We start from the raw sequence: 10,146 nt of genomic DNA on the forward strand, positions 1-10,146 counted from the left end.
GGTGAACACACCAGTGTTCCGCCAGACCCGAAAGCGCCCGTAGACGGTCGGCCACGGCCCGAACTCGGCCGGCATCTCACGCCACTGCGCGCTGGTCCTGAACCGCCAGATCACCCCCTCGAACTGATCCCTCAGCCGCTCGGGGTACGGACCGTACTCGCCGATCGGCAGATACGGCTCGATCAACTCCCACTGTTTATCCGTGAGTTGCCTACGCGTCACGACCGCATTCCTACCGGATCCGCCCTCCAGACGGACCCGGATCCACAGGATTGATCACGACATCACACAGGCCCTAACGCCGGAGCGAGTGGAGCTGCTCTCCGCAATCGACATGGGATGGACGTGATGGGCGTCGTCGTCACTGCAGCCGTCGCGCTCGCGGCCAGCCATCTGCTCGGGCGGCTGCGTCCGTGGCAGCGGCTGGGCAACGGGTGGCCGATCAGGTCCGTTTCACCGGGACGTGGGCCCGGGGCGGCGTTGGCCGTCAGGCCATCGTCGTCCTGGCCCACGCCGTCACCGCGCCGCGCAGGCTGAATTAGTCAGGTGGCTTCTTCTCGCGTTACCAAGTGATGTTCTTGCATTTAGTTTCAGACTCTCTGTCGCCGTATACCTCGTGGCAAAGCGTATCGCCACTGACTCGCCAGTACTGGCCGTCTCGAACCAGATATACAGCCCCGATCGCGGTTTCCGTCTGACGGCGAATTTCGGCGTTGGCGCCCGAGATGGTTACTTTGGTCTCCCAGTTCGGGTCCCATACATTCTGAGATGCCGATGCCGGATTGTCGTAGATCTGCTTCATGGTGTTGATGCATCTCTCGGTGCTCTGCATCAGTAGTCGAGTCTTCGTCGAATAGAGCGAACAGGCGCGTTCGTAGTCTTTCTTGGTCGCAGCAGCCTGGAATGATTTCCAGGTGTCACGAACACCCGTTTCGCCCGGATCGGTGCCGATGGAAGCGATGTCGGACTCTTTGTCGACCACGAACTTTTGGTAGGCATAGAAACCTCCTCCCAAAAGGAGGAGTACACCAGCTACCACTGCCGCGACTAAGTAGCCGCCGCTGAGATTGAAGCTGTTCGATCGACTCTCCGAATGATTTACGTCACCGTACTGGCTGGCATACAGGTCGCCGCGCTCCGCCGTGTTCCTCTGGAAATCTATCCTGTCGTCCCCCATATCCGAATTCACGAGTATTCCCCCTCGCGCGGAGCGGGGCCAACGTTGATGTCACCGTACTGGCTGATGTGTTGGACGCCGCCGCCGTTGGCGATGTTCACCTGGCTTCCGGACTGCACCGTCACGGGAAGTTCCGCGCGCACGCGGCTGATGAGCTCGCGAAGCTCGACGGCGGCCTCAGGGTTCTCCTCCAGGAGGTCGCCCAGCCGCGTGGTCCAGCTGCCGACCAGCTCGCCGCGAACGGCTTCGCGCCTGGCCTCGGGAATCCGTTCAACCTCGGCGGCGGTCCCGTCGAGCCTGCGGGCGGCAACGAGCTCCCCTCTGGTGTCGCCCCTTCCGAGCAGTCGCGCGAACCCGGTCCTGGCAGTCGTCCACGCATCCGTCGCGGCTGCGCCCACCAGCGCGGTCCCTCCTGCTGCGGCCAAGGCCGCCATGGTTTCGTTCAGCATGTCCCCCCCATGAGCGATCCGAGTGAAGCGGGAAGTCAATCAACGTCCCGGCACGCCTAGATACAAACTAGCGGGTCCGGATGCACGGTGGCATAGTGCCGAGCCAGTCGTGACTGCCTTTCAGAACCATGTCCGAATCCTCCACCCTGAGCGGCCAGGCCGCTCAGGGTGTGTCGCCGGACCAGTCCCAGCGGTTCCGCTCGCCGGGCCGCGAGCCATACAGAGCACGGTCGCTGGCGCCGAACTGTCCGAGCTCGGTCATCAGCGCGACACCGGTCTAGATCTCGTCCGCTGTCCAGCCGGTGATGTCGAGCAGCAGGCCGACGACCAGTTCGGCGCGGGCTTGGGTCAGGGATGCGGGTGATCGTGATCCTCCCGAAGCCCCGGCCAGGGTTCGGGGGGCGGTGGCGTCCTGGACGATGTGGACGCGGCCTGGGCAGGGACTGCTCTTCGGGGAGAGGTGGATATAGGCGCTCTTCCCCTTCGAGGAAGAGGTGTCGGTGTCGGCGCCGCGGTGAAGGACAAGAGTCCGGCCGGGCGGGCGAGCGGCCCGGCGCGGCCCACGGGGTCGGGGTGGGTGTGCTGAAACCGTGCCAGGGCGTGCCACAGGCTGCCCGGCAGATCCTGGGGCACGGTCTCTTCTCGGGTGCGTCTCATGAGTCCTGTCTATGGCTCGGAACTGGCGTGCAGCCGGGTTCGGTCCTTCCGTCCCGTACGGCGACGCCCCGACTTCACGGGCCGTCCCGCCGGGCGGGCAGGGCGAGGCCGGGGCCTGGGCAAGCCACCCATCGGGGCGGCTTGCCCAGGCTCCCCTTGGGCTTGCCCAGGTCAGGTCCGCCAGCGGAACCAGCTGCGGCTCCGGTCCGGCTCCGGGTCGTCCTCGGGCTCCGGCGCGGCGGCCGCGAGGCGGGCGGCTTCGACTTCGGCCTCCTGGCGGGCGACGTCGTCGGCGCGGCACGGGCCGCACACCGATTTGTCCCCGGCCCGTACCGCGGTGCGGTGCACGGTGATCTCCTCCCAGCGCTCGTCGGTGAACTTCCGCCCGCATCGCGTGCACACCGGGCGCTGTGCCTCCCGCTCAGCAGCGCGGCGCTGCTTGTCCTGCGCGTCGGCGCGGGCCTCCTGGGCGCGGTAGAGGTCGTGGCCGTCGGGGTTGTCGAGCGCGTCCGTCAGCGTCTGCTCACCGGTCCGTCCCAGCCGCCGCCACACCGCCGCCCCGGCGCCGTGCTCCTGGAGCTGCTCCAGCGTGGTGACGACGACGGGCACCGCCTGGTCGTAGTCCCTTGCGGTGATGGCCTTCTCGTAGAGGGAGTCATACCGGCGCGGCGCCCAGTAGCGTCGGCCGGCCTTCTCCAGCGCGGCGACCGCGTTGTCGACCTTCTCTTCCGTGGTGTCGGCGAACACGAACGCCACCGGGACCAGGCCCTCCCGGCCGGTCGGCGGGTAGACCCTGCGCCACAGCCGCTTGTCGTGGTCGACGTACTCGATCGCGTCCGGCCGGGAGCGGACCAGGTCCACCGTCTTCTTGGCCGCGTCCTTCGGGAGCAGCCGGCCCCACTCCCAGTACCGGTGCAGCTTGACGACCAGGTCGTGCGCGTCCTCGCTGCGGCGGTCGATCTCCATCAGCAGCACCGGCACCCCGGCCTGTGGTGCCCGCACCACCAGGTCCGCCCGCTGCACGTAGCCGTTGCCGAGCCGGTGTCCGATCTCCGTCTGGAAGCCGAGCCGGTGCCCGATGCCCGCGACGTGCAGTTCGGCGGCGGTCGAGGTGACCGCGGCAGCGTGGTCGTCATAGCTGGAACCGAGCAGCTTCCCGGTCTTCGGGTGGTACTTCTTCTCGCGCAGCGCGGAGACCCGTATGCCCTTCGGCTCCAGCAGCTGTTTCGCCTCGCCGTGGCCTCGCCGGGTCAGCACCCACACCTGCCGCTGGTCGTCCCTCACCAGTTCGGGCCTCACCAGGTGGTGGTCCTCCAGATCCAGGAGGTTGTCCCGTACGAGCTTGTCGTGCTTGTTGCCGGGTCGGGTCAGCTTCCACAACTGGTCGGGCGTAGCCCTCTGGAAGATCCCGAGTGCTTGCAGGAGTTCCCGGCGTCGAGGTCCAGTCGAAGTCCTCCGGTGTTCGGGGCTCCTTGCTACATCTACATGAGGGTTGTCGACGCTGCGACGCCCCCCTGTCCGCCCGGTCTGACCTGCGGAAACGCCCGGTCGCTGAGAGCAGGGCGCGGAGGGGGCGGTGGAGGGGTCCGCGTGGAGGGGTCCGCGGAGGGGGCCCCTCCGGGCTGGTCAAGGTGCTGCTGGGGGTCGTCTGCGGACACCGGATGCTCCTGGAGGTGGGGCGAGACCTATCTCGCCATTCACCTTGTACTGGTAGGAAATTCGGGCTCCGTGTGACGCCTACCTCGGAAAACCCCTCCGCCGTGACCGCATCGTGATCAACGCAGGGGGGAGAGATCTCCCCCGCCAACGGCCGGACTCTGTCCACAGGGCCGCCGCTGGAGGCTCCTGTTGAGGCCGCCGCGATCAGTGTGGCGGCCCGTCGATGAGGAGTTGTCATGCCGCAGAGCCCCGCTGATGCATTGTTCGAACCGCTGACCGAGGAAGCAGTGGCGAGTGCCTTCGACTACCTCCGGGCGGTCCAGGCCGGTGACGCCCGGACAGCCGGCGACCTCGTCGTCGCCGAACCGCGGATGCCGGCCTTCCTCACCGGCATCGCCGAAGGGATCGTCGAGGCGGGTACCTCGCTGCCCGGCCCGGACGACGACGCTCCGACATGGGACTCCTTCACCCTGGAGGCTCTCGGCAAGGTCTTCCTGCACGCCCTGCGCAACTGGCAGCAGGCCGGACCGGACGCCGCCCCGGGCATCGCCCAGACGGTCATCAGCTTCGTCACGGCAATCCTCTGCGAAGAACACGACGACATCGCCCACGCCTTGGCCGTCTACGAGTCGTGCGCGAAGGGCCGCCTGCTCCTGGACGCGCGGGCCGCATCGGCCGCGGCCTACCCGGTGAACACCACCGCCCCGTAGCGCACACCAGGTGAGCCCGCGCTCATCTCCCCGCCAGCAATCACGTCCTGGGGCCCTCCGATCAACGAGACGGCCCGTACATGAGGAGCCACCTATGCCCGAGACCATCACCATGCCGCTCGCCCCGATGGAGCCGAACGACGTCGCCGACGCCTACATCCGGGCCCGTCTCGTCGGCGACATCGACATCGCCACTGCGATCGCCGACGACACAGGCCCGGAGCAGCTGCACCGGCTGCTCGTGGACGTCGCCGCGCGCGTCTTCATACCGGTCACCGCCGTGGACGACCACGACGAAGAGCCCTGCGCGCACTCCTTCCTGGCCGCCGCGCTCGGACGGCTGCTGCTGGAGCTCCTGTGCCACGGCGTGTGCCTGAACAGCCTGCCGGGCGCCGCCGACACCATCACCCGCTTCACCGACAACATCCTCACCGAGGACGGCGACGTCGCCGGCGTCCTGCGCCAGCTGGAGGCCGCGGGGATGCGGCAGGCGATGGAGGCGCACCCGGCGCACCGCACCACCGCGTAGGGCGCACCTCCGGGACGGCGGTGGTGCGGTCCGGCGCGCGTCCCCGGCGCACCACCGCACCACGGTGGTGCGGTCCACCGCACCACCGCACCGCACCACCGTGGCGCGCGCCACCGCACCGTCGTCCGGCGGTGCGGTGCGCCTGCGTCGCCGCACCGCACCGGGCGCGCCACGACCGGGCGGGCCCCTATATCACACACCCCCTTGGCCGCGACCTGATCGCGGGCCGAAACCGGCGCTGTCCAGGGGAAACGTCGCGGTAGCAGAACCCGACAAGGGGGTGCGGCGGAGCCGGACAAGGGGTCGCGCGCCCGACCGCACCCGGGCCACGGGGTGCCAGCCGCGCGCGAACTGGTGCGGTGGGGAGCATCGGGTGCGGCGCACCGGCGCGCGAGAGTGCCGGGCATCGTCGGAGTGGTGCGGTGCCGGGCGCGGTGGCGCACCATCGCGGTGCGCACCACGGTGGAGTCCATCGTCGTCCGGCGCACGGGAGTGGTGTCCAGTGGCATCGTCACCACAGCCAGGCGTTGGAGTGCCGTACCCGGGACAGGGCGCGGGCATCGCGGCGCGCGGCCGCGTTGCCGATCCGGCTCTGCCGGGAGCGGGGCCGGCGCGAGTTCCCGGCGGCGAGGCGGCGCTTGGCGGCGTCCTGGAGCCGCCGCCGCTGCTTGCGCAGTTCCTTCTTCTTGTCCACCTTCGACTTCGGTGTCCGGGGGCGTTTCCAGATCGGCTGCCAGCCCACGGGCTCCTCGGTCTCGGGCTGCTGGCCTCCTATGAGCGCGGCGGCCATCTTCCCGGAGGCTGCGCGGGCTCGGGCGAGGGCGTCCACGAGTCCGGGGATCTCCGGAATCTCGGGGTTCTCCGGTGTGGTCATGCGGGTCCTCCGGTGGGGATGCGGCCCGGCGTCTGCTGCGCGCTGGGCGGCGGGATGTGTGACGGCGCAGGCGCCTGCGGGGCGGGTTGCGGCTGCGGGCCTCGGGCGGCGGCGCGCTCCCGTACGCCGTCCTGGAGCTTGACGGCCATCTGGGCGACGGCCTCGATCGTGGCGCGGGTCTGGTCCAGCGCGGCGACATCGGTCTGCTGCTCCTGGGCGCGGCCGGCCTTCCGGTCCGTACGCGACGGACGCGGGCCGGACCTCGTCGAGGCGCCGGGCACGGCGACGGTGTGCGGGCGGGTGCGGGAATCCAGGCGCTCCGAGCGGCGCACCGCGTGGACCCAGGCGGAGAGCGCTCGGGCGGCCAGGCGGGCCCGCGCGTAGAGGGGGAGCGTCCGGTTGCGGGTCAGCGGGCGCAGCACGGCCTGGTCCTCGGTGTCGTTCGGGTACAGGGCGTGCAGGTCGGCGGTCATCATCAGGCCCCGGCCGACGGGGCGGGTGTAGTCGTCGACGACGGTCTGGACTATCTGTTCGTCCAGGCCGGGCTGGTGCGGGCGGCCGCGCAGGGCGTAGGCGAGGTAGCGGCGTGCTTCGGCGAGCAGGTGGTGGCGCTTGAACGCTCCGCGCATCACGTACACCACGGCCAGGGTGTCGACGGCGGCCAGGACGACGTCGACCACCGGCCGTACCCGCGCCCACACCGCTGCGGCCGCCGCCCGCGCCCGCTGCGCGAGCCGGTCCACGACGTCGGCGCCGACCGCGTCGACGGCCGACTCCCGCCACCGCCGGCGCAGCTCGGACAGCGACCGCGGCTCCTTGCGCTTGGGCGGGCGCGTCCGGTCGGCGGCCCGGCAGCCCAGGTAGTAGGCGGCCCGCTCCCCCGGCTCGTGCCCGTGCTCCTCCACGTACTCGGCGGTGAGGACGAACAGCGCTTCCTCGATCTGCTGACGGCGTGTCGACTGCCAGCCGATGAGCCGCCGGTCGATGCCCGCGATCTCCATGACGGGCCGGCGCCCCGGCGTCACCTCGCGCGGCTCCCACGCCCACCCGAGCCGGGCGGACACCTCCTCCATGAAGTAGAGGAGGTAGAGGGTGTCGGCCACGACGATGTGGGCGAGCAGCGAGTCCGCCGACACGTTGCCCCACGTCCCCGCCCCGTCCGGGCGCCGGGCCCGGATCGACACCACGGCGTGATCGTGGAGCAGCGGCTTCGACTCGGCGGCCCGCGATTCGTAGTGCCGGAACACCGCCACGATCAACCCGTCCTTCACCGGGGCGCGCTGCTTGCCGCCGGCTTTCCAGCGGATCTGCGCGACCGACTCCCCCAGCCACTTCAGCGTCTTGTCCACGGCAATGTCCTGGCACGACTCCAGCACCAGACGGTGCTCGTCATCCATCAACGCCCACGCGATGTGTGCCGTCGGCGGCGGCCGGAACGTGAGGTCCATGCCCAGCCAGGGGGTGCGCTTCTTGGCCTTGTCGGTCTTCGGGGAGCGGTTGTGCTCGATGGGCCTGCCCAGCACGGTCGCCCGCCGGGCCTTCGCCGGATCGTCGCCCGCCTGAAGGCGCTCACGTTCGATCCGGTCGGCGTCCGGGTGCCGGCCCTCCCCCAGGAGCAACTCGGCCTGCCGCTCGCTCACCACGTCCCCGGCCGTGAGGCCGACCGCGGCCAGGCCCTGGCCCCTCCAGATCCCGGGCGGGACACCGGCCTCGTCCTGGGCGGCGCGCAGTGCCGTGCCCGCGGGGCGGTGGCCGTCACCGACCATCACGCCACGAAGGAGGTAACGCACACCGTCACCCGGACGGAGCTCCGATTTGCTGATCACCGGGCCATGGAACACCGGCTTTGACCTGCGCAGAAGAGCGAGTTGGAGTCCTTCCCGCCGGGCGGGAGGCCATCACCAAGTCTTTGCCGGGGCGCCCGCCAGGCGGGCTGTCCCAACAGCCCGAGACGGTAACCCGCCGACCTGTGCACAGTCCGCCGCATGAATCGCGAACTGCTCCACGGAGACCTCTGCCCGCTGTGCCGCCACCCGCTCACGCTGCGCCCGAAGGTCGTCGTCCACTCGAACGTGCCGTACTCCCCCAGGACCGACTACCAGCCCCACTGCAACGCCTGCGCCAACGACCTGCCCAACGCACAGAGGTGGAACGACCTCATGAACGACCGCTACGGGCTCTGACCCGAGCCGTGCGAATACTGCGCGCCGACCACATCAGCATCACCCGCCACGAAATGCGACTCCAGCCGACTTCAACGTCAACCAGCGCCAGCACGCACCAACACACAACTGCCCCGACCATCCACTGAGCGCACCGCGTCACCGACGCCCTTCAACACGACCAGCCACTACCGCCCCCGGCCGACTCCGGCCGGGGGCTTCGTGCGTCCTGGAGGTACCGTGCCCACGTACGAGGCCATGCCGCGCTTCACCACCGACCACCACCGCCTCACCCCCGAACAGCGCCGCGCCTTCCGCCAGGCAGTCACCGCCTTCGTCGACGACCTCCGCGCCGGGGGCCCGTTCCGCGCCGGCCTCCGCATCAAGGGCGTACGACGCGCCTCCGGCGTCTACGAGCTCACTTGGTCCATGGGCGCCGGACCTGCGGGACGCGCCACCTGGCAGTACGGAGCAGCGCTGCGCCCGAACACATCGCACGTGATCTGGCGCCGCATCGGCACCCACGACATCCTCACCGGCCCGTGAGCGGGTCAGGTGCTCAGGCGGCAGGAGCGCCAGCGGTGGCTGGTGCGACTGATCAGTCCGCGGGCTTCGAGGCGGCCGAGCGCTGGTAGGCGACGGAGCTGGTGCTGGACAGGCCGACCTGCTCGCCGATCTGCCGGACGGAAGGGCTCTTGCCGGTTTCGGCGATCCAGCCCCTGGTCGTGCGCAGGATCGCTCACAGGCGCCCATACCTGTCACGCAGGTCGGAGATCTACGGGTCTATGGGTTGGATCAAGACGGCTCAACGGGCAGTTTGAGGCAAGCCTCGACCAGGCGCTTGATCATTTAATGTGACACAACCTAGCGTGATGATCACCGGTTGCGACCGACCGGCTACGGGGGGACACGGTCCATACAAGGCTTTGTCATGCCTTGGGGAACATCTATGCCTCTCCCGCTGCCCGCATATCTGCGGGTCCAACGACTGACGAAGAGGTGGAAGCTATGAATGCATACACCCACAAGATCGCCCGCGGTACGGCAGTCGTCGGCCTGATGATTGGAGCCATGGGCGCAACCGGGTCTGCAAGTGCAACAGCTGCGGCGCCCCGCGGTGACGTATCGGTCCAGGAGTCCTGCCCGAGCGACGGCCAGATCGGCTACGGCCGCGTTTGCACCACGCTCTCCAGCGGTCGGCTCTTCCACGACAAGACCCAGGGCTCCGGAGCAGTGACCGTCAGAACCTGGTACGAGAAGTCGAGTGGTGGCACCATTTCGGCGAAGCTGGGATTCAACTACGCCGGAACGACTACCTGGGGTTCCCAGTTCAGCCAGTCCTCAGGAACCACCAAGAGCGCCTCGTGGAGCCGCAACTGGTCCTCGGACTGCTACTCCACGAACGGGCTGCTGTCGGTGAGCGGACAGGGAACGTTCCAGACCCCTTCCGGCACCTGCTGACACTGCCCCATTCCCTGTGGTGCCCTGTCCCTGCGGTCATGCGGGGACAGGGCGCTCCCGTCGAAGGCGTTGCGCACCAATGCTGCAAGCTGTTTTTAACGGTCGAGGCGAGTTCGTCTTGATCGCTGCCGTTGTCGTGATCGTTGCGGGCCTGCTCGGCTTTCTGTGCGCTAACTGATCGTTTCAGAATGAGTTCAGCGTGAGGGCTTGGCGACCGGGGCTGGCAGGGGCAGAGTGGTGCGGGTGTCGGATGATCTTGTGCCTGATGACCTGTGGGAACGCATCGCTCCGCTGCTGCCGCCCCGGCCGCCGCGGCGTCATCGGTATCCCGGGCGGTTGCCGGCGGACGACCGTGCGGCTCTTCGGGGCATCGTGTACGTGCTGCGCAAGAACGTCAGCTGGAGAGACGTGCCCGCCGAGCGGACCGGCTGCAGTGGGGTGACGGCCTGGCGGCGGCTGCGGGACTGG

At 69.3% G+C, this 10,146-nt stretch carries 13 protein-coding genes; 6 read left to right on the forward strand and 7 right to left on the reverse strand.

Going from position 1 to position 10,146, the window contains the following annotated elements; all coding sequences use genetic code 11:
* The 4 genes from EAO76_RS11455 to EAO76_RS11470 form a co-directional block, all read right to left on the reverse strand.
* Positions 1-222: transposase (locus tag EAO76_RS11455; protein ID WP_148835830.1), on the reverse strand; the 222-nt coding region annotated here is incomplete at its 3' end.
* A 340-nt stretch (positions 223-562) separates the two neighbouring features.
* Entirely contained in the window at positions 563-1,189 is a 627-nt protein-coding gene (locus EAO76_RS11460) for a hypothetical protein (RefSeq protein ID WP_148835831.1), read from the reverse strand.
* The gene (locus EAO76_RS11465) at positions 1,186-1,626 is read right to left on the reverse strand and encodes a hypothetical protein (protein WP_148835832.1); all 441 of its coding nucleotides are present in this window, start codon (positions 1,624-1,626) and stop codon (positions 1,186-1,188) included. The genes EAO76_RS11460 and EAO76_RS11465 overlap by 4 nt, the downstream gene beginning before the upstream one ends.
* Before the next feature lie 828 nt (positions 1,627-2,454).
* On the reverse strand, positions 2,455-3,663 hold the full coding sequence (locus EAO76_RS11470) for a hypothetical protein (RefSeq protein ID WP_148835833.1): 1,209 nt from the start codon (positions 3,661-3,663) through the stop codon (positions 2,455-2,457).
* A gap of 515 nt (positions 3,664-4,178) precedes the next feature.
* Between EAO76_RS11470 and EAO76_RS11475 the strand changes: the two genes are divergently transcribed.
* Both EAO76_RS11475 and EAO76_RS11480 read left to right on the forward strand, forming a co-directional pair.
* Entirely contained in the window at positions 4,179-4,652 is a 474-nt protein-coding gene (locus EAO76_RS11475) for a hypothetical protein (protein WP_148835834.1), read from the forward strand.
* 94 nt (positions 4,653-4,746) lie between these two features.
* Complete coding sequence (locus EAO76_RS11480; protein ID WP_148835835.1) at positions 4,747-5,181, forward strand: hypothetical protein; 435 nt, start codon at positions 4,747-4,749, stop codon at positions 5,179-5,181.
* Positions 5,182-5,692: 511 nt separating this feature from the next.
* Here the strand turns inward: EAO76_RS11480 and EAO76_RS11485 are convergent.
* Both EAO76_RS11485 and mobF read right to left on the reverse strand, forming a co-directional pair.
* Positions 5,693-6,055: a hypothetical protein gene (locus EAO76_RS11485; protein ID WP_148835836.1), complete on the reverse strand. Its 363-nt coding sequence runs from the start codon at positions 6,053-6,055 to the stop codon at positions 5,693-5,695.
* A complete protein-coding gene (mobF, locus tag EAO76_RS11490) occupies positions 6,052-7,821 on the reverse strand; it encodes a MobF family relaxase (RefSeq protein WP_262375390.1) in 1,770 nt (589 codons plus the stop codon). The genes EAO76_RS11485 and mobF overlap by 4 nt, the downstream gene beginning before the upstream one ends.
* A gap of 219 nt (positions 7,822-8,040) precedes the next feature.
* Between mobF and EAO76_RS11495 the strand changes: the two genes are divergently transcribed.
* A complete protein-coding gene (locus tag EAO76_RS11495) occupies positions 8,041-8,238 on the forward strand; it encodes a hypothetical protein (RefSeq protein WP_148835838.1) in 198 nt (65 codons plus the stop codon).
* Between the two features lie 219 nt (positions 8,239-8,457).
* Positions 8,458-8,763, forward strand: a complete 306-nt coding sequence (locus tag EAO76_RS11500) for a hypothetical protein (protein ID WP_148835839.1) — start codon at positions 8,458-8,460, stop codon at positions 8,761-8,763.
* A gap of 52 nt (positions 8,764-8,815) precedes the next feature.
* On the opposite strand, the gene EAO76_RS46035 is transcribed toward EAO76_RS11500, so the two are convergent.
* The gene (locus EAO76_RS46035; protein WP_316248330.1) at positions 8,816-8,953 is read right to left on the reverse strand and encodes a hypothetical protein; all 138 of its coding nucleotides are present in this window, start codon (positions 8,951-8,953) and stop codon (positions 8,816-8,818) included.
* A gap of 272 nt (positions 8,954-9,225) precedes the next feature.
* Here EAO76_RS46035 and EAO76_RS11510 point away from each other — a divergent pair, with 272 nt between their 5' ends.
* Positions 9,226-9,678, forward strand: a complete 453-nt coding sequence (locus EAO76_RS11510; protein ID WP_148835840.1) for a hypothetical protein — start codon at positions 9,226-9,228, stop codon at positions 9,676-9,678.
* Positions 9,679-9,921: 243 nt separating this feature from the next.
* Positions 9,922-10,146 (forward strand): transposase (locus EAO76_RS11515; protein ID WP_262375389.1); only part of this gene is annotated, 225 nt, incomplete at its 3' end.

Origin of the sequence: Streptomyces sp. sk2.1 (genome assembly GCF_008120935.1) — a bacterium.
Classification (GTDB): domain Bacteria; phylum Actinomycetota; class Actinomycetes; order Streptomycetales; family Streptomycetaceae; genus Streptomyces.